The following is an 18,579-nucleotide window of genomic DNA, read 5'->3' as shown; positions in this document are numbered from 1 at the left end:
CCGCAAAGGTAGGCCTTGCGGCAGTATTGAGTAGCTTGTATCGAGTAGTGAGGTGATGCTCTGTCATCTTCAAGTAAACCAATAAAGTCTCACTACTCAATACCAACTACTCAATACTATTTCAGCTTGGCCAGCGAAGTCTTGATGCGCGCGAAGGCCTCGCGGAGCTTATCGTCGGCGGCAGCGGTGCTGAAGCGCAGGCAGTCGGGGGCTCCGAAGGCGGCGCCGTCGACGGCGGCTACGTGGGCGTCGTTGAGCAGGTACATGGCCAGGTCGGCGGCCGTGGCAATGGTTTCGCCGGTGGCGGTGGTACGACCGAACAGGCCGCTCACGTCGGGAAACAGGTAGAAGGCACCGCTGGGCACGTTGGTGCGGAAGCCGGGAATATCCTGCACCAACGCCAGCACCAGGTCGCGGCGGCGGCGGTAGGCGGCCACCATTTCGTCGGCCGAGGCGCGGCCACCTTCCAGGGCCGCAATGCTGGCGCGCTGGGCAATCGAGCAGGTACCGGAGGTAATCTGGCTCTGGATTTTCTCGCAGGCGGCGGCAATTTCGCGCCGGGCGGCCAGGTAGCCCACCCGCCAGCCGGTCATGGCATAGCCCTTCGAGAAGCCATTGACGGTAATAACCTGGTCTTTCACCTCGTCGAACTGCGCCAGGCTCACGTGCTCGCCCACGAAGTTGATGTACTCATAAATCTCGTCGGCCACCACATGGATGTGGGGGTGGCGGGCCACTACGGCGGCCAGTGCGGCCAGCTCGTCGCGGCTGAAAACGGCCCCGGTGGGGTTGCAGGGCGAGGAGTACATGATGAGCCGGGTGCGGGGCGTGATGGCGGCTTCCACCTGGGCGGCCGTCACCTTATAGTCGTTTTCCAGCGTGCCCATCAGCGGGATGCTCACACCCTCGGCCAGCCGCACCATCTCCTCGTAGCTCACCCAGTAGGGCGAAAACACCAGCACCTCGTCGCCGGGGTTTATCAGGCTGAGCACGGCGTTGGCCAGCGCCTGCTTGGCGCCGGTGCTCACCACAATGTTTTCGGGCAGGTACTCCAGCTGGTTGTCGCGCCGGAACTTGTCGCAGATAGCCTGCCGCAGCTCCAGGTAGCCGGGTACCGGCGTGTAAAACGTGTAGCCCTCATCCAGGGCCTGCTTGGCGGCGTCCTTGATGTACTGGGGCGTCTGAAAATCGGGCTCGCCAAAGCTCAGGCTGATGACATCGATGCCCTCGGCCGCCAGCGCCCGGGCCTTCTTGGCCATGGCAATGGTTTGCGACTCCTGCATGGCGTTGATGCGGTCGGAAAGAACAAGCGGGGCGGCAGTAACGGACATAATCGGGTGGGGTTGGGTGGGATGGTAAATGTAGAACGGAGAAATTAGAAGCTAGGCGTGAGAAGTGAGAAAGAACGTCATTCAGAGCGGAGCGAAGAATCTCGCGTGCCAAAGTAAAACCTGACGTTGGGAGTTAGCATGGCACGCGAGATTCTTCGCTCCGCTCTGAATGACGTTCTTTCTCACTCCTCACTCCTCATTCCTCACTCCTCCCGACCCAGCTGCCTAAAGCACTGGGCCATAACGCGCCAGTCGGTGGCGGGGTGATAGTCCTTGGCGTAGAGCAACTCCAGGCGGCGGCGGGTGGCTTCGTCGAGTGGCGTAGTGGCGGGTACGGCGTCGGCGGGCGAGAGGATGGCGCGGGTGGCGGTTTGGGGGGCAGCGGCGTGGCGCAGGCCGACCCAGGTGCGCGCGCCGGCCAGCACCCGCAGGCAGTTGCGCAGAAAACCCGCTCTGTCGGCCTCAAACCACACCAATACCGGACTCAGCACCAGCAGCAGCAGGCTGCTCACAATATCGAGCAGGCGCTTGTTGCGCACCTGCTCGGGGCGGAACAGGTTGAGCGTGATGTCGAGGGCGTAGTAGTCGCCGGGCGAATCTTTGCCCGAGCTGCCGATAATGTACTGGCTGCCGGGGGGCAGGATTTTGAAGGCCACCGGCGGGTGCTGGGGCAGGCCGGCCATCAGCCCGATAATCTGGCTGGCGGGCAGGTCGCGGCCGCAGAAAACCAGCTCGTCGAGCCCGTAGATGCGGATAATATCTTCCAGCTGACGCACTTCCCCCAGCAAATCGTCGGGCGGCGGCGCGGCGGTTTTGCCAGCCGCACCAGCCGCAGCAGGCCCGGCTACTACCCCGGCTACTACGGCCCCTTCGGCCCCGCCAACGTTACTGGCTGGCTCGATGTAGCCGATAACGCGGGCCGGTACGGCGGCCTGCTCCAGTAGCTGGCGCACCCGGTGGCTTTCCTCGGCCGAGCCCACGATGCCCACGTTGCGCTGCTGGTTCTCGCTGAGGCCAAAGCGGCGGTAGCGCACGAAATTGCCCGCCGCCCGGCGCAGCAGCAGCGCCGCCACCGCCCAAATGCCGCCCAGCAGAATCAGGGCCTTCGAGAAGCGCCAGGCATCGAGGAAGTTGCTCAGGGCCGAAATCAACAGCGTGCCCACCACAATGCCGCGCACCAGCCGCCCGGCCCGAAACGGCCGGTCGTAGCCCCCGCTCAAAAACGCCGAAACCAGCCACACGGCAATGTAGGCGGGCACCGCCACCAGCATGTACTGCGCGGGATAAGGCTCGCGCACGTACTTGTGGTTGTGCTCCCAGTAGGTTTTGAGCACGTACATGCCCGCGTAAATCAGGCCGGCATCGAGCAGCACCGGGGCGGCGCGCAGCAGCAGCCGCTGGGCCACCGCCGCGCCCGCCCGCAGCCAGATGGCCGCGTTTATGAGTACCGAAAACGTACCCGCCCGCTCGGGGGCAAAGTGCTTGCGGGCGAAAATGACCATCGCCCGGTAGAACACGAACACGTAATTCACGCTCGTGCGCTTGGTGCTTTCGCCCTTGTAATGGATGATGCGGGTGCCGGGGTAGTAGAAATTCTGCCAGCCGCCCTGCGTGAGCCGGTACGAGAGGTCGATGTCCTCGCCGTACATGAAGTAGTCCTCATCGAGCAGCCCCACCTCGGCCAGCGCGGCGCTTCGCATGAGCATAAAGGCGCCGCTGAGCACCTCAATCTCGTGGGTTTCGTCGGGGCTGAGGAAGCCCAGATGGTAGCGCCCGAAGCGTCGCGACTTCGGAAACAGCCGCGCCAGCCCGAATATCTTGTAGAACGCCACTGCCGGCGTGGGCAGGCCGCGCTTGCTTTCGGGCAGGAACTTGCCCTGGCCGTCGAGCATTTTCACGCCCAGCCCGCCGCAGCGCGGGTGCGCATCCATGAACTCGCAGCACAGCCGGAAAGTGTCTTCCTCCACCACCGTATCGGGGTTGAGCAGCAGCACGTACTGGCCCTTGGCTACGCGCATAGCCTGGTTGTTGGCCTTCGAGAAGCCGGGGTTGTCGTGGTTGGCCATCAGGATGACCTCCGGAAACCGGGCCCGCACCATGGCCACCGAGCCATCGACCGAGTTGTTGTCGACCACGAATACTTCCAGCGGCCGGCCCAGCTTCTCGCCCGCCCGCCGCACCGACAGCAGCGCCTGCTCCAGAAAGTAGCAGACGTTGTAGTTGACGATAATAACGGACAGGGCAACTTCTTCGGGCGGCACGGGGCGGAGCGTCGGCGGTTAGGGCCGCGAAAGTTACGCAGAAGGGATTTTGGATAAGGGATAAAAGGATGAGGGATGAGTATGGGATAAAGGATAAAAAGATAAGGGATGAAAGACTCTACAAGCAGTCCTTCATCCCTCATCCTTTTATCCCTTATCCTTCCCTTACCGAATTAAAGCGCCTGGCGCTGCCTATCGACGATGCTGCGGCCGAGGGTGATTTCGTCGGCGTACTCCAGCTCGCCGCCCATCGGGATGCCGCGGGCAATGCTGCTCACGTGCAGCTCGGGCTGGTCGCGCAGCTTGCGCGAGAGGTAGAAAGCCGTGGTATCGCCCTCCATGGTGGGGCTGATGGCCAGGATAACCTCCCGGATTTCGGAGCCCTCGCGCGTGACGCGCTCCAGCAGCGAATCGATGGTCAGGTCGCCGGGGCCGATGCCTTCAATGGGCGAGATGACGCCCCCCAGCACGTGGTACATGCCCTGGTACTGGGCCGTGTTTTCGATGGCAATAACGTCGCGGATGTCCGACACCACGCACACCGTGCTCTGGTCGCGCAGGTGGTTGGCGCAGATGGCGCACTCGGGCGTGTCGGAAATATTGTGGCAGGTGTCGCAGTAGCGAATCTCGAAGCGCATTTTGGCCAGCGCCTCGGCCAGCGAAGCCGTGGTGTCGGTTTCGGCCTTGAGCAGGTGCAGAGCCAGCCGCAGGGCGGTTTTCTTACCCACGCCGGGCAGCTTCGAGAGCTCCCCGACGGCGTTTTCAATTAGCTTGGAAGGAAACTCCATTTAAGTTGAGTTGCCAGTTGCCAGTTTTCAGTTGTCAGTTTTCGGGCAGTAGTAGAACGGCCTGACAACTGGCAACTGAAAACTGGCAACTGATATTACAGGACGTCGGCCGAAATGCCGCGGTCGTGGATGGCGGTGCACATGCCGGCCAGCTCGTCGTAGCTGCCGTGCTTGACGGTGCACTGGCCCTTATAGTGGATGAGCAGCGTGCATTGCTCGGCCTGCTCGGGCTGGTGGCCGCACACATCAACGAGCGTTTTTATCACGTGGTCGAAGGTGTTGTGGTCATCGTTGTACACAATAAGGTCGCGCACATCAATCGTCTCTTCCAGGAGCAGAACGTCCTCGTCGTACTCGATTTGCGGGTTGCTATTCATGGTACAAAAATACGAAAAACCGGCCAGAAAACTGGCTGCTACGCCCCTGGCAGCCGGGTATAACAGGGCGGCGCGACGATTCGTTTCCGAGCTTCGTAAAAGAGTTTTGAACGAGCCGGCGCAGGGGTTTTGCGACCCCGGCACTGGGCACGGCAACTTATAATTCTTCACTTTTAATTTTTAATTGAAAAAAATGCCCGTTCCGTCCGCCGACTTCAAGCGCGCCCTCAAACAGCTTTCCGAGAAAGAAAAGGAAACCCTGCTGCTGCGGGCAGCCCGCCGCGACGCCGAGCTCTACGACACGCTCTGCTTCGAGCTGCTGCCCGACGTGGATGCGGCCACGGTGTACGAGCAGGCCTCCGACCAGATTCATGAACTGTTTGCGGTGGGTGCCACCGGGCGGCTGCTCAACCGCAGCCTCACCAAGGCCCTGAGCAAAACGGTGAAGGAAGTGGCCCGTGCCCGCCGCATTACCAAGGACAAGCGCCTGGAAATCGACCTGAACCTGTACGCGCTGCGCCATATCTTCGAGAACTATACCGGCCAGTTCGAGAGTCCTTACGCGGGCTTTTACACGGCCACGGCCCGGCTGGCAGCCCGCACCACGCAGCTGGTCCGGAAAAACCTGCACGAAGACCTGTGGATTGAATACAAGGCTGACCTCGACGATTTCCTACAGCAGCTGCACGCCCGCAGCAAGAGCCGCAGCCTCAAGTTCGAGCTGCCCCGGGAATTGGAGTTGCCGGATTAACGGTTTTCTTGCGGAGAAATAGCCGCTTTATGCCTCGTTCTTACACTCTATTCGCCCTGCTCGCCCTGGCAGCTCTGGCCGCCTGCTCGCCCGATGGCCCCGGCCGCCCGGCGGCCGCCAACCCGGTAGCGGCCGGGGCCCCACCCGATACCGTAGCCCTGCGGCAGGCAGCACAAAAGTTTCGGGTTCATTACAATTCACCCGTCGACCTCGACAGTACCGGGTTCTACTACGTGCCCGTTTCGGTGGTGGCGCAGGAGCAGGCGGGCCGGAGTAAGATGTTTTCCAGTGGCTCCTACGAGGGTTACGGGGAGCAATCCGGCAGCATTGAAGGCACCTGCTATAATGTGCTTTTCTTCGACAAAGAAACCGGCCAGCAACGGCCCCTGTTGCCCCACGGGCGCTTTGTGCTAGCGGAAATAGACACCGACCACAAGCCCGACAGCCGCTGGCCCTACCTGTTCTACTCCTTCATCAAAGCCGACACGAACCGCGACGGGGAGCAGGGCGCGGACGACGCCAGCGCGCTGTTTATTTCCGACCGCAGCGGCCAGCAACTGCGCCAGCTCACGCCCGACGGCACTCAGCTGGGCTCGCGTCTCATTCTGCCCCGCACCAGCCTGCTGCTGGTTGAGGTGCGGCCCGACACTGACCGCGACGGCAGGTTCACCCACGCCGACGGCCCCTACTGGCTACGCTTTGATTTGCGCAACCTCCGCACTCCGCCGGTCAGGCTGCCCAGTTTGGCCCTCGCCGAGGCCCTGCAACAGCAGATGCTCCACCGCCAGAGTCGCCTGAAATAAGCTGCTCTTTAGCAAAAGAAGAGGCCCCGCAACACTTGTTGCGGGGCCTCTGTCCTGTATTCAGGCTAAACGCTAGCAGCGAAATGGTTGCTTACTTCTTGGCAATTACGTTGAAGCTGAGCATGAACTCGTCCATGATGGCTTTGTCGCCGATGCTTTCGAAGAACGACTTCGAGCCGTACTTGATGTCGAACTTGGTGCGGTCGACGGTAGCTACGCCGGTAGCCGAGGCTACGCCGTTCTTCACGCCGGTTTTGGCCGGGAAGCTGATGCGCTGGGTGATGCCCTTGATGGTGAGGTCGCCGGTAACGGTGGAGTTGTTGCCTTTGGCGTCGCCGCGCAACGGCGTGATGCTGGTGATGGTGAACGTGGAGGTGGCGTTCTTATCGATGCTGAAGAAATCGTCGGAGCGCAGGTGGCCCACCAGCTTGCCGTTGGATTCGGCGTCCTTCAGGTCGTCTACTTTCAGCGAATTCATATCGACCACGAACTTGCCGCCCACTACCTGGTTGCCGCGCACGGCAATGTTGCCGCTCTGGAACTGCATAGTGCCGTTGTGGGCGCCGGTTACTTTTTTACCTTCCCAGCCCAAGGTGCTGAGTTGGGGCTGAAGCTGGTAGCCAGCCGCGGCAACGGTGGAAGCCGGGGCGGCTTTGGCTTTTTTCTGGGCCGAAGCGGGGGCAGCAGCCAACAGCGAGGCAGCCAGCAGGGCCGGCAGGAAGAATTTGTTCATAACAAAAAACAAGGAGGTGAAAAGAGTAATGTTAAATGGAGAAAGTGCCGCTAGTCGCGGATTTTGTCGAGCAGATTGCTGAGTTGGGCGGCTTCGGCAGACGTGAGGTTCTGCACCCCGAGATGCTCGTTGGCCATGGCCACATCGAGGCGGCCGAGCAGCTCCAGGCCGTCGGGGCTGATGCGGATATCGACGGCCCGGCGGTTGCTGGGGCACACGCAGCGCGTTACCAGCTGTTTGGCTTCGAGCTTGTCGACAATGCGCGAGGCGTTGCTGGTTTTATCGAGCATGCGCTCAATGAGCAGATTAACGGTGGCAGGCCGCGGGTGCTGGCCCCGCAGAATGCGCAGAGTATTGAACTGGGGCAGCGTGAGGCCAAACGGCTTGAAAAAGGCGCTCTGCTGCTGCTGCAGCCAGTTGGCCGTAAAAATCAGGTTGACGTGCGCCTTCTGGTGGTCGTCGCGGAAAGCGGCCTGCTTGATTTCGTCCTCAATCTTCATGGGCAGTGGGAAAAGGCAGAACTGGCTGCAAATATATGTACATACATTTAATAATCCACTACAGTTCCGCCAGCGGCCGGTCAGGGCAGGCAACAACCAGGCCGCTGTGGCCCAACGCGGCGGGCCGAATACCGTAAGCACCTGCATTCTCTGCCTTAACTTTATTCCCATGAAAAAAATACTCTGCGCCCTGCTGCTGGGCCTGGCCGCCGCCCCGGCCCTGCACGCCCAGACCAAGCCCGCCGCTGAAGTGGCCGGCCCCGTCGAAACCCAGCCCACCGACCGCTTCATGCTGCAAGACGGCCAAGTGGTGCAGGTCCGTGGCCGGCGCCCGATGCCCCTCACCAAAAACGTGCTGCTGAGCAACGGCACCAAAATCAACTACAAAAACGGCATCGTGGAGCTGCCGGGCGGCAAAATCACGACCCTCAAGGCCGGCGACTACGTGCGGCCCAACGGCGACATCGTGTTTGGCTCGCCGGCCAGCGCCGCCCAGGCCCGCGGCGACAGTTCGGTGCCCACTGCCACCGAGTTCAGCAACTACACCGACCCGCGGCCGGCGCCGGGCAACGCCGCGGCCATGGAGGCGCGCCTGAACGAGATGAACGGTAAAATCGGCCTTATGGCGCAGAAAATCGGCCTGCTCAACCAGAAAATCAGCCTGCTCAGCACCAGCGGCAAAGCCGCCGACACCTCGGCGCTGGACAGCCAGATTCAGGCCATCGACGCCAGGCTGAAGTAGGTTGGCGTTGGGGTATCAGGTATTGAGACATTGAACTGATTGACGCTGACGGAAAAGACGGCTGTCATCCTGCGCAAGCGCAGAATGACAGCCGTCTTTTAACGTCCTAAATTCTCAGTTCCTGGTCCCTTCCGTCAGCAACCCGTTCTGTTCGCGCACCAGACCGAACGGCTCGTCGCGGACCACCCAGAAGCCGTCGAGGTCGCACACGTCGGCCAGGGCGCTGATTTGCAGGGCCGACCAGATGCCGAGCGAGGTTTCGACCATGCAGCCAAGCATGGTTTGCAGACCGTGGATGCGGGTTTGGCGCAGAATGCGCAGGCCATTGCGGTAGCCGCCGGCCTTCATCAGCTTCATGTTCACGCCGTCGAACTGCCGGGAAATATCGGCGAAGTCGGCCTCATCGGTCACCGATTCGTCGGCAAAAACCGGGCAGCCGAGCTGGCCTTTGAGGGCGCGGTAGTCGGCGGCGCAGGCGGCGGGCAGCGGCTGTTCGAGCAGGCGCACGCGCAGGCCGGGCAGGCCCTGGATTTGCTCCCAGCTCTGGCGCAGGCTGTCGGCGTCGGGCCAGGCCTCGTTGCCGTCGATGATAAGCGGGTGGCCGGGCAGCAGGCGCGTTACTTCGCGCAGCAGGTCGAGGCCGCCCTCGCGGTTGACCTTTATTTTCAGCAGCGGAAAGCGGCTCAGATCCTGCTCGTGCACGAAAGCGGCCACGGCGCCCGGCTCCATAATGGGCAGCGTGGCGGCGGTGGGGACTGGATGAGGCCGGGCAGACACCCCCAGATAGTCGGGCACCGTTTGCCCCAGCCTGGCCGCCTCGCGGTGCACAAAGGCCGATTCGAGGGCGAAGCGCAGCGCGGCGGCGGGCGGGTGCCGGGTCAGGAAGTCAGTCAGCTCGGCCAGCGTTTCGCAAGCGCCCAGGCCGGCAGCCTGAAGCTGCGCAAACTGCTCCTGCAGGCCCTCAGGCGTTTCGTGGTAGCGGATGTTGGGGGCCGCCTCGCCGCGGCCGGAGAAGCCGCCGCCCGCCACCGCCACCAGCAGGTTGGTTTTGGTGGTGGAGGCGTTGCGGGCAATTTTCCAGGTGAAGCGTAGCGGCAGCACCAGGGGCGTGAGCGTCCAGGTAAGCATGGGGCGGGGCGGCCGGGTGGTGGGCAAGCCGCGGCCGAAGCTAACGGTTCGGGCGCGTTTCTCCGGCTGGGCCGCCTATATTTGTTGGAAGTGGCCTTTACTGGCCACCACACTTATTGCGCTCCATCTCTCCTCCCACCAAACCGGCGGGCGCGTGCCCCGCGCCACCACTGTTGCATGAAAATATCCCGACTCACTCTTCTCGTTCTCGTGTTGCTCGTGCTGGCGGCCGGCCTCACGGTGCTGGCCAGCCGCACCCCGCCCCTGCTCGACCCCACGGTGGCACTGGCCGCCCGCTGGCTGTTTCTGGTCGCCCTCACCTACATGGCCTGGCAGCGCCGCTCGCTCACGTTCTGGATCGTCATCAGCATGTTTGTGGGTGCCGAAATCGGCAACGATTTCCCCGCTATGGCCGTGAACCTGAAGGTGCTGAGTGACGTTTTCCTGCGCCTGGTGAAAACCATTATTGCGCCGCTGGTTTTTGCCACCCTCGTGGTGGGCATTGCCGGCCACGCCGACCTCAAGCAGGTGGGCCGCATGGGCATCAAGGCGCTGGTGTACTTCGAAGTAGTCACCACGTTCGCCTTGTTCATCGGCCTGGCCGCCATCAACCTGACCAAGGCCGGCGCCGGCATCGACCGCACCGGCATTGCCGCCGACATGGAGCAGCTGCAAACCGTGGAGCAGAGCACCAGCGACATTATTCTGCACATTTTCCCCGAGAATATTGCCAAGTCGGTGGCCAACGGCGAAGTGCTGCAGGTGGTGGTGTTTGCCATTATTTTCGCCATCGGCCTGGCCATGGTGCATCAGCGCCACCGCCAGCCGTTGCTCACGGTTACCGAGAGCCTGTCGGAGGTGATGTTCAAGTTCACCAACGTGGTGATGTACTTCGCTCCCATCGGTGTGGGCGGGGCCATTGCCTACACGGTGGGCAAGATGGGCTTCGGGCCGCTGTTCAACGCCTTCCAGCTGCTGCTGACGCTTTATGCGGCGCTCATTGTATTCGTGCTGGTGGTGCTGCTGCCGGTAGCCCTGATTGCGCGCCTGCCCGTAATGCGCATCGTGAAAGCCATTGCCGAGCCCGTGAGCATTGCCTTCGCCACCACCTCGTCGGAGGCTGCGCTGCCGCGGGCCATGGAAGCCATGGAAAGCGTGGGCGTGCCGCGCCGCATTGTGGCCTTCGTGATGCCAACGGGCTACTCGTTCAACCTCGATGGTACCACGCTTTACCTGTCGCTGGCGGCCGTGTTCGTGGCCCAGGCGGCGGGCGTCGACCTGAGCTGGGGCCAGCAGCTGGTGATGGTGTTCACGCTCATGCTCACCAGCAAGGGCGTGGCCGGCGTGCCCCGCGCCTCGCTTGTGATTCTGCTGGCTACGGTAGCCTCGTTTAACCTGCCGGCCTGGCCCGTATTTATTATTCTGGGTATTGACGCCCTCATGGACATGGCCCGCACGGCCGTGAACGTGGCCGGCAACTGCCTGGCCTCGGCCGTGGTAGCCCGCTGGGAAGGCGAGTTCATCGACAACTACGTGGCTCCCGACCCGGTTGACGATTTGGCCGAAGCCGACAGCGCCCTGCTGCAGCACGGCCACTAGCCTTGGCCACGAAGCTCCCCATTCCTTGATTGCAAAGGCCCGCCGGTGCGAAACCGGCGGGCCTTTTTTTGTCCAAAAAACAGGGGCAGCTGAATTATCCGGCAGCAGTTCCATTTTTTGTTTCTGGAGTGCTATCGAGGGCTTCTTTTTCTTCCGGAACACGAAGTCATTTCCCTCACTTTCCCCGTATTTTTGTATTTCTATCTGACTCACAGCTTCCTGACTAGAGTGCGTATGCCGAATCTATACCGTGGAACCCTTATGCTACTGCTGGCCGGCCTGAGTCTGGGCGGCTGCAAATCGACCGAGAAAGCCGTGTTCCGTACCATTCGGGCTAATAACTCGGTGGCCCTCGGTACGCTGCCCAAGCTGGAAGCCGTGGTAGACGCCGGCCCGCTCACCACCAACTCGGAAGACGGCTACCCCGAAGACCCGGGCAAAGTGTTCCGGCAGGAACTGTCCTACCACCTGGCCGAATCGGCTGCCACGGGCCTCGACGTGGGCCTCGACAGCGTGCAGTACGGCTACGCCAAGCTCCAGATTACGCAGGCCCAGCAACAGCGCACGGGCCGGGTGCTGCAGGCTTTCCAGCTTCTGACGCTGATGACGCCCAGCCTGCTGGGTATCCCGCTGGAGTGGTACCGCACCGACCTACAGGCCGAAGTGCAGATTATCGACGCCCGCGGCGAGGTTATCGGCACCTACACTGGCCGGGGCCGCAGCAAGGTGCGCGTAGCCATGTACCACGGCTACGGCCAGGGCCACGGCCACGCCGCCCGCCTCGCCGACGTGCAGAGCCTGCGCCTGGCCCTCGACCAGATCCGGCCCCAGCTGGAGGAAGCAGCCGATACGTTGCGCCAGCAGTTGCTCAGCACCGGCCCGGTTCAGGAAGTAATCGGCGTGTCGTCGGTGGAGTAGCGGTAGCGGCCAGCACGAGTAACTATCCAAGAAACTGCATACGATAACCCAGGTCAGTGATGGTCTGGGTTATTTTAGTTTAACGCCCCGGGCTTTCAGCACAGTTTGTTGCTGAATTTTCACCAGCTCATCCACAAAATTGCCGTATTCGGCTATAGCCTTCCCACTTGCTATCCGGTAGTATGGCGCGGGGTACTGCTCCTTTACCCACTCAGCATCAAAGTTGGCTATGTCTATTTCAACCGGAGCTGCAAACGCAATTTTATGCGGCTTGGGCGCTTTCTTGGCCATCGGATGCTTCAGGTCGCTGGCCATTACCGGTGAAGCCCACCGACCGTCGATGGTTTTGTACAGTGGATAATACATGTATTTCTGCTGTACATACTCCCCACAATACCGACTCACAAATAGTAGTACAGTTTCGTAGCGGCTGAAACCGGGCCAGCCATAGTGGTCGTATGCCGTGAATTCCAGTACGGAGTCAGGCAGCAATCCAGACACATTGGAGAGGACCTGGTACCGCCCCACAAACTTGCTGTCCATAGAAATGCGGTTGCAGTAGTAGGGCTGCTCAGCACGATTCACCCGAACTTTCCGGCCAATGAATACGAAAGTTGCCGGGGCATCTTCCTGGCAAGGCATGTATTCCTTGCACGGCTGTGGAACTAGTTGAATGCGAATCTGAGGTTGACTTTGCAGATCACGCACCGCAAACCTCTGCGGAAAATGCCGATACGCGGAAAATTGCACGGAGTCGCGCAGCCGGACGGTTAGGCTGAACTGGCCAGCCGAGTCGGTAGCCAGCACGTATCGGCCTGTAGTTATAATCGTTTGGATCTGCTTAAGTGCCTGATCTGCCAATTCCTTTTGGTGCTGGGAAAATACCGGCTGGTCTGGTATTGCCTGCCATATTTTACGTAGGGTATCGTTCACTTCAATTTGAACCGAGCGGCCACCCGTGGCAGTGGCCGTGCCGCGCAACACAACTGACTGCGCCCGACTGTCGGTGCTTAACAGTGCCAGAACTACTAAAATAGCCGTGATCCACTCAATTTGCCAACGTTTCATTTACTACCAATAAGTATGCAGCCCATAAGATAGCGGCTACTTCCTGCTGATTCACTACGCTGTTTTTGTTTCTCTACTGCTCTGCGCCCGGTGCAGCGCATCCGTAAGTCAAAAGAAAACAAAATGCAACGGCCGGCGGCCGGAGATAAAGCCTAACTTTGTTTCCCGTTATGCCAGACCGAAATTCCACTTCCGCGGCTGCAACGGCCAAGTACATTTTCGTAACGGGCGGCGTTACGTCGTCATTGGGTAAGGGCATCATCTCGGCCTCGCTGGCCAAGCTGCTGCAGGCCCGGGGCTTTAGGGTCACCATCCAGAAGTTCGACCCCTACATCAACATCGACCCCGGCACGCTCAACCCCTACGAGCACGGCGAATGTTACGTGACCGACGACGGGGCCGAAACCGACCTCGACCTGGGCCACTACGAGCGGTTTTTGAACGTGCCCACCTCGCAGGCCAACAACGTCACCACCGGCCGCATTTACGACCACGTGATTACCAAGGAGCGCGAGGGCGCCTACCTCGGCAAAACCGTGCAGGTCGTGCCCCACATCACCGACGAAATCAAGCGGCGCATGCTGCTGCTGGGCCAGACGGGCCAGTTCGACGTGGTGATTACCGAAATCGGGGGCTCGATTGGCGACATTGAAAGCCTGCCCTTCGTCGAGTCGGTGCGGCAGCTGCGCTGGGAGCTGCCCGAGAGCAGCTCGCTCGTGATTCACCTTACGCTGCTGCCCTACCTGAAGGCCGCCGGGGAGCTCAAAACCAAGCCCACCCAGCACTCGGTGCGCGATTTGCGTAGCGCCGGCCTGCAACCCGATATTCTGGTGTGCCGCTCCGAATATCCGATTCCGGCTGATATGCGCCGCAAAATCGCGCTGTTCTGCAACGTCAACATCAACTCGGTTATCGAGAGCCTCGACGCCGACAGCATCTACTCGGTGCCGCTGCTCATGCTCAAGGAGCACCTCGATGAGCGCGTGATCAAGAAGCTCAACCTGAAAGGCGGCGCCGCCCAGCCCGACCTGGAGGCCTGGAAGGACTTTCTGGGGCGCCTCAAGAACCCGACCGAGGAGGTGACGATTGCGCTGGTGGGCAAATACGTGGAGCTGCCCGATGCCTACAAGTCCATCATCGAGTCGTTCATTCATGCCGGGGCGCAGAACGAGTGCAAGGTGACGGTGCGCAGCATTCAGAGCGACAACCTGACGGCCGATAACGTGGCCCAGCAGCTGGCTGGCGTGCATGGCGTGCTGGTGGCGCCCGGTTTCGGCGAGCGGGGCTTCGAGGGGAAGATTGCCGCGGTGAAATATGTGCGCGAAAACGGCATTCCGTTCTTCGGCATCTGTTTGGGCATGCAGGTGGCCGTAGTGGAATTCGCGCGCAACGTGCTGGGCCTCAAAGAGGCTTCCTCGACGGAAATGGACGCCCAGACGCCCGAACCCGTTATTGCCATGATGGAGGAGCAGAAAACCATCACCCAGAAAGGCGGTACCATGCGCCTGGGCGCCTACGACTGCGAATTGCGCCGGGGTTCCAAGGCGGCCAAAGCCTACGGCCGCAACCACATCAGCGAGCGGCACCGCCACCGCTACGAGTTCAACAACGAGTACCTGGAGCGCTTCGAGGCCGCCGGCATGCAGGCCACCGGCCGCAACCCCGAAACCGGACTGGTAGAAGTGGTCGAGCTATCGGACCACCCTTGGTTTGTGGGCGGACAGTTTCACCCCGAGCTGAAAAGCACCGTCCAGAATCCCCACCCGCTGTTCGTGCGCTTCGTGAAAGCGGCCATCCAGTACCGCAAGGGGCTGTAGGGCAAGGTTTAGTGCGTAAAAAACGTCTGTCATCCTGAGCGCAGCGAAGGACCTGAGCAGAAGCTAATCAATAGATATGGCTTCTGTTCAGGTCCTTCGCTGCGCTCAGGAGACAGGCGTTTTACAACTATCCTCACGCAAAATCCCGCCGCCGAAAAATATTCGGCGCGTAAGTCCGACCTTTGCGGCCGGGTGACTGGCTTCGGCGGGCGCCCGGCTCTTTATTTTCCGTTGGAAGCGCCCCGGCGCGACTCCGCACACTTTCTAGTAAATGGACAGAAATTCAGCAATCGGCCTGTTTTTGATGGCGGCCTTGCTTCTGATTTACCTTCAGTTCGCGCCCAAACCCGAGCCCGCCGCCGTCGAGCTGGCCAAAACGACCAAGTCGGCCACCGCGGGCATCGATTCGGCCCGCGCGGCCGCCGCGCCCGTAGCGCCCGACTCGGCGCAGCTGGCCAAGCAGCTGGGCTCGTTTGCCGCCGCCGCCCAAGGCACCGCCCAGACCACGGAGCTGAAAAACGAGCTGCTGACCGTCACCTTCTCCTCGAAGGGCGGCCAGCCCCAGGCCGTGCGCCTGCACAAGTACAAAACCTTCGGAGGCCAGCCGCTCGATATTTTCGATGCGAAGAGCGCCCGGATGGATCTGCGCTTCCGTACCATCAGTGGCCAGCAGGTGAAGCTGTCGGACCTCTACTTCCGGGCTGAGCCCCAGGGCAGCAACGCCCTGCGCTTCGTGGCCGACGTGGCCGGCGGGCAGATTGAGCAGACCTACACACTGGCCGCCGGCTCGTACGAGGTGGGCTACCAGCTGCGCTTTAACGGCCTGAGCCAGACGCTGGCCCAGGAGCCGCTCACGTTCACGTTCGTCGACAACGTGCGCCAGACCGAGCAGGACCGCACCCAGAACCGCAACCATACCACCATCAACCGCTACCTGGTATCGGGCGACCACACCGCTTTGGTTGAAACCGGCGAGAAGCCCGAGGAGCTTAAGGTAGAGGAGCCGCTGAAATGGGCGGCCCACAAGCACGACTTCTTCATTGCCGGCATCATTGCCGACCACGAGTTCACCTCGGGCCAGCTGAACTCGACGGTGGACCTGAACGACTCGACTTATATCAAGACGCTGAGCAGCACGCTGAAAATTCCGGTGACGGATGTGCAGCAGGGCAAGGCCAACTTCCGGTTTTTCTTCGGCCCTAACTCGTTCAATCTGCTCAAAACCGTGGCGCCCGATTTCGACCGCAACGTGTACCTGGGCTGGGGTCTGTTCCGCTGGGTGAACCGCTTTGTGGTGCTGCCGGTGTTCCACTTCCTGCAGCAGTACATCAGCTCCTACGGTTTGATTATCGTGCTGCTGGTGCTGCTCATCAAGCTGGTTACCTGGCCCCTGACGTACAAAACCTACGAGAGCCAGGCCAAGATGAAGGTGCTCAAGCCGGAAATCGACGCCATCAAGGAGAAGTACCCCGACGACCAGATGAAGCAGCAGCAGGAGACCATGAAGCTCAACCAGAGCGTGGGCGTGAACCCGCTGAGTGGCTGCATACCCACGCTGCTGACGATGCCGATTCTGTTCGCCATGTTCCAGTTCTTCCCCAACGCCATTGAGCTGCGGCAGGAAGCTTTTCTGTGGGCCAAGGATTTGAGCACCTACGACAACCCGATTATCCTGCCCTTCGCCCTGCCGTTCATGGGTAGCCACATCAGCCTGTTCACGGTGCTGATGACGCTTTCGACGCTGGCCATGACCTACCAGACGAACCAGAACAACCCCTCGGCCATGCAGGGCCCGATGAAGTTCTACAGCTACCTGATGCCGCTGATTTTCTTCTTCGTCCTCAATAGCTTCGCTGCCGGCCTGACCTGGTACTACCTGGTTTCCAACCTCGTAACACTGGCTCAGATAGCTATTACCCGCCGTTTCATCGACGACGACAAGGTGCGCGCCAAGCTCGAAGCCAACAAGGTGAAGAACAAGGACAAGAAGCCCAGCGGCTTCTCGGCCCGCCTGGCCGATGCCATGAAGGCTGCCCAGGAGCGCGACGCCCAGACCAAGCCCGGCGGCAGCAAGAAGCTGGCCGCCAGCAACGACGACGCGGACGAAGCCGAACCCGGCACCGGCGCCGACGATGTAACCAACCCCAAGAAACCGCGCAAAACCCGTCGCTCGTAAGCATTCAGAACTGTCGTATTTACGCTTAAGCCCCGCGCCCGTTACGGTCGCGGGGCTTTTTGGTGGCTTCTGGCCCGAACTTTGGCATTGTCGAATTACTATATTGGCCTGCTTTTCTTCCCTGCTTCTCCCCTGCCCATGCGCGTTTTCCTGTTTCCCCTCCTTGCGCTGCTCCTAAGCCTGCCCGCGTTGCCCGCCTGCAAAGCCGGCCGCCCTGCTGCCACTGCCTCTGCTGCCACCGCCGATAGCCCGCAGCCCCAGCAGCAGGAGCCGGTTCTGCTATTCGGCCGCACCGCCTGTTTCGGCACCTGCCCCGACTACACGGCCCGCTTTTTTGCCGATGGCCGGCTGGAGTATGAGGGCCGCACGCACGCTCCGGTGGAGGGCAACCGCTCGGTAAAACTCAACCCGGCCGTGGTGCAGAAGCTGTTGCGTGAGGCCGACCAGATCGGCTTCTACCAAATGCGCGACGTGTACTCGAAAGGCACGCTCGATTTGCCGTCCACCATGCTCACCATCACTACTGCCAAGGGCCAAAAGAGTGTGCGCGTGGATGAAGGCGGCCCCGAAGGCCTGCAGAAGCTCTTCGACCACCTCGACCGGGAAGTGCAGAAGGCCGTGGGCACGACGGCCGACCGGTAAGTCGGCCGCTAGCAACAACCCATAAAAAGAGGAGCCCAAGCGCATTGCGTGCGCTTGGGCTCCTCTTTTTATGGGTTGGCCGGGTTCGGTTAGCCTTTCTTGGTGGCGTCGTAGCGGCCGCCGGCTTCGTTCCAGTTCACAACGTTCCAGAAGGCGGCAATGTAGTCGGGGCGCTTGTTCTGGTGCTTGAGGTAGTAGGCGTGCTCCCACACGTCGAGGCCCAGCACGGGCAGGCCGCGCTGCATGCCCGGCAGGTCCATGAGCGGGTTGTCCTGGTTGGGAGTTGAGGTAACGGCCAGCTTGCCGGTTTTGCTGTCCACAATCAGCCAGGCCCAGCCCGAGCCGAAACGGCTGCTCGCGGCCTTGGTAAACGCCTCGCTGAATTTGTCGAACGAGCCGAAGTCTTTGTCGATGGCCGCCTTGAGAGTGCCGGTGGGCTGGCCGCCGCCTTTGGGCGCCATAATCTGCCAGAAAAACGAGTGGTTCCAGTGGCCACCGGCGTTGTTGCGCACGGCTTCTGACTGCTTGCTGACGGAAGCCAGCAGCTCGGCCAGACTCATTTTCTCGGCCGGCGTACCCGTTACGGCCGCGTTCAGCTTGCTCACGTAGCCTTTGTGGTGGGCGTCGTGGTGTATTTCCATCGTGCGGGCGTCGATGTGGGGCTCCAGGGTGTTGAAGGCGTAGGGCAGCGGCGGCAGCGTGAAGGGGCCGTCGGCCATGGGCATGGCGCGGGCTTCGCGCAGCAGCTTTTCGTCGTGAGCGGCGGCCAGCAGGGCGGGGCTTACCAGCGCACCGAGGGCAGTAAGCAGGCCGGTTTTGAGGAAATCACGCTTGATCATAGGAAGGGGCTTTTCGGGTTTCGTAGGTTGTTATTCGTTTTCCGGCGCCAATTGGTTCGTTCCGAAGGCCGCCAATCGGCTGCCGGAGTCGGGTGGGGCCGGCCCA

The 18,579-nt window shown here is 61.3% G+C and carries 17 protein-coding genes; 8 read left to right on the top strand and 9 right to left on the bottom strand.

Going from position 1 to position 18,579, the window contains the following annotated elements; translation table 11 throughout:
- Positions 1-116 precede the first annotated feature (116 nt).
- The 4 genes from BMY67_RS04795 to BMY67_RS04780 form a co-directional block, all read right to left on the bottom strand.
- The gene (locus tag BMY67_RS04795) at positions 117-1,331 is read right to left on the bottom strand and encodes a pyridoxal phosphate-dependent aminotransferase (protein WP_092768888.1); all 1,215 of its coding nucleotides are present in this window, start codon (positions 1,329-1,331) and stop codon (positions 117-119) included.
- A 203-nt stretch (positions 1,332-1,534) separates the two neighbouring features.
- Positions 1,535-3,592, bottom strand: coding sequence for a glycosyltransferase family 2 protein (locus BMY67_RS04790; protein WP_092768885.1), 2,058 nt, complete (start codon positions 3,590-3,592; stop codon positions 1,535-1,537).
- A gap of 173 nt (positions 3,593-3,765) precedes the next feature.
- The gene (gene recR, locus BMY67_RS04785) at positions 3,766-4,380 is read right to left on the bottom strand and encodes a recombination mediator RecR (protein ID WP_092768882.1); all 615 of its coding nucleotides are present in this window, start codon (positions 4,378-4,380) and stop codon (positions 3,766-3,768) included.
- A 95-nt stretch (positions 4,381-4,475) separates the two neighbouring features.
- Entirely contained in the window at positions 4,476-4,757 is a 282-nt protein-coding gene (locus BMY67_RS04780; RefSeq protein WP_092768879.1) for an ATP-dependent Clp protease adaptor ClpS, read from the bottom strand.
- A 193-nt stretch (positions 4,758-4,950) separates the two neighbouring features.
- On the opposite strand from BMY67_RS04780, the gene BMY67_RS04775 reads away from it, so the two are divergent.
- Both BMY67_RS04775 and BMY67_RS04770 read left to right on the top strand, forming a co-directional pair.
- The gene (locus BMY67_RS04775) at positions 4,951-5,508 is read left to right on the top strand and encodes a hypothetical protein (RefSeq protein WP_092769617.1); all 558 of its coding nucleotides are present in this window, start codon (positions 4,951-4,953) and stop codon (positions 5,506-5,508) included.
- 29 nt (positions 5,509-5,537) lie between these two features.
- Positions 5,538-6,311: a hypothetical protein gene (locus tag BMY67_RS04770; protein ID WP_092768876.1), complete on the top strand. Its 774-nt coding sequence runs from the start codon at positions 5,538-5,540 to the stop codon at positions 6,309-6,311.
- A 91-nt stretch (positions 6,312-6,402) separates the two neighbouring features.
- Here BMY67_RS04770 and BMY67_RS04765 read toward each other — a convergent pair whose 3' ends face one another.
- Together BMY67_RS04765 and BMY67_RS04760 are read right to left on the bottom strand one after the other, a co-directional pair.
- Positions 6,403-7,044: a YceI family protein gene (locus BMY67_RS04765; RefSeq protein ID WP_092768873.1), complete on the bottom strand. Its 642-nt coding sequence runs from the start codon at positions 7,042-7,044 to the stop codon at positions 6,403-6,405.
- Between the two features lie 50 nt (positions 7,045-7,094).
- Positions 7,095-7,544, bottom strand: coding sequence for a MarR family winged helix-turn-helix transcriptional regulator (locus BMY67_RS04760; RefSeq protein ID WP_092768870.1), 450 nt, complete (start codon positions 7,542-7,544; stop codon positions 7,095-7,097).
- Between the two features lie 169 nt (positions 7,545-7,713).
- Between BMY67_RS04760 and BMY67_RS04755 the strand changes: the two genes are divergently transcribed.
- Positions 7,714-8,286: a DUF6799 domain-containing protein gene (locus tag BMY67_RS04755; RefSeq protein WP_092768867.1), complete on the top strand. Its 573-nt coding sequence runs from the start codon at positions 7,714-7,716 to the stop codon at positions 8,284-8,286.
- Positions 8,287-8,400: 114 nt separating this feature from the next.
- Here BMY67_RS04755 and BMY67_RS04750 read toward each other — a convergent pair whose 3' ends face one another.
- Positions 8,401-9,414: a dipeptide epimerase gene (locus BMY67_RS04750; protein WP_177189689.1), complete on the bottom strand. Its 1,014-nt coding sequence runs from the start codon at positions 9,412-9,414 to the stop codon at positions 8,401-8,403.
- A gap of 210 nt (positions 9,415-9,624) precedes the next feature.
- Between BMY67_RS04750 and BMY67_RS04745 the strand changes: the two genes are divergently transcribed.
- Together BMY67_RS04745 and BMY67_RS04740 are read left to right on the top strand one after the other, a co-directional pair.
- A complete protein-coding gene (locus tag BMY67_RS04745; protein ID WP_245744887.1) occupies positions 9,625-11,013 on the top strand; it encodes a dicarboxylate/amino acid:cation symporter in 1,389 nt (462 codons plus the stop codon).
- Positions 11,014-11,274: 261 nt separating this feature from the next.
- Complete coding sequence (locus BMY67_RS04740) at positions 11,275-11,931, top strand: hypothetical protein (RefSeq protein WP_092768858.1); 657 nt, start codon at positions 11,275-11,277, stop codon at positions 11,929-11,931.
- Between the two features lie 69 nt (positions 11,932-12,000).
- On the opposite strand, the gene BMY67_RS04735 is transcribed toward BMY67_RS04740, so the two are convergent.
- The gene (locus tag BMY67_RS04735) at positions 12,001-12,999 is read right to left on the bottom strand and encodes a hypothetical protein (protein ID WP_092768855.1); all 999 of its coding nucleotides are present in this window, start codon (positions 12,997-12,999) and stop codon (positions 12,001-12,003) included.
- A gap of 170 nt (positions 13,000-13,169) precedes the next feature.
- On the opposite strand from BMY67_RS04735, the gene BMY67_RS04730 reads away from it, so the two are divergent.
- The 3 genes from BMY67_RS04730 (at position 13,170) to BMY67_RS04720 (ending at position 17,634) form a co-directional block, all read left to right on the top strand.
- On the top strand, positions 13,170-14,816 hold the full coding sequence (locus BMY67_RS04730; protein WP_092768852.1) for a CTP synthase: 1,647 nt from the start codon (positions 13,170-13,172) through the stop codon (positions 14,814-14,816).
- Positions 14,817-15,087: 271 nt separating this feature from the next.
- Entirely contained in the window at positions 15,088-16,992 is a 1,905-nt protein-coding gene (gene yidC / locus BMY67_RS04725) for a membrane protein insertase YidC (protein ID WP_092768849.1), read from the top strand.
- A 138-nt stretch (positions 16,993-17,130) separates the two neighbouring features.
- Positions 17,131-17,634, top strand: a complete 504-nt coding sequence (locus BMY67_RS04720; RefSeq protein ID WP_092768846.1) for a DUF6438 domain-containing protein — start codon at positions 17,131-17,133, stop codon at positions 17,632-17,634.
- Positions 17,635-17,723: 89 nt separating this feature from the next.
- Here the strand turns inward: BMY67_RS04720 and BMY67_RS04715 are convergent, their stop codons facing one another.
- Positions 17,724-18,473, bottom strand: coding sequence for a superoxide dismutase (locus tag BMY67_RS04715; RefSeq protein ID WP_092768843.1), 750 nt, complete (start codon positions 18,471-18,473; stop codon positions 17,724-17,726).
- Positions 18,474-18,579 lie beyond the last annotated feature (106 nt).

This window comes from Hymenobacter actinosclerus (assembly GCF_900111515.1).
Classification (GTDB): Bacteria; Bacteroidota; Bacteroidia; order Cytophagales; family Hymenobacteraceae; genus Hymenobacter; species Hymenobacter actinosclerus.
Note: the sequence above shows the minus strand (reverse complement) of the source record. Positions and strands in the feature narration are given on the sequence as shown.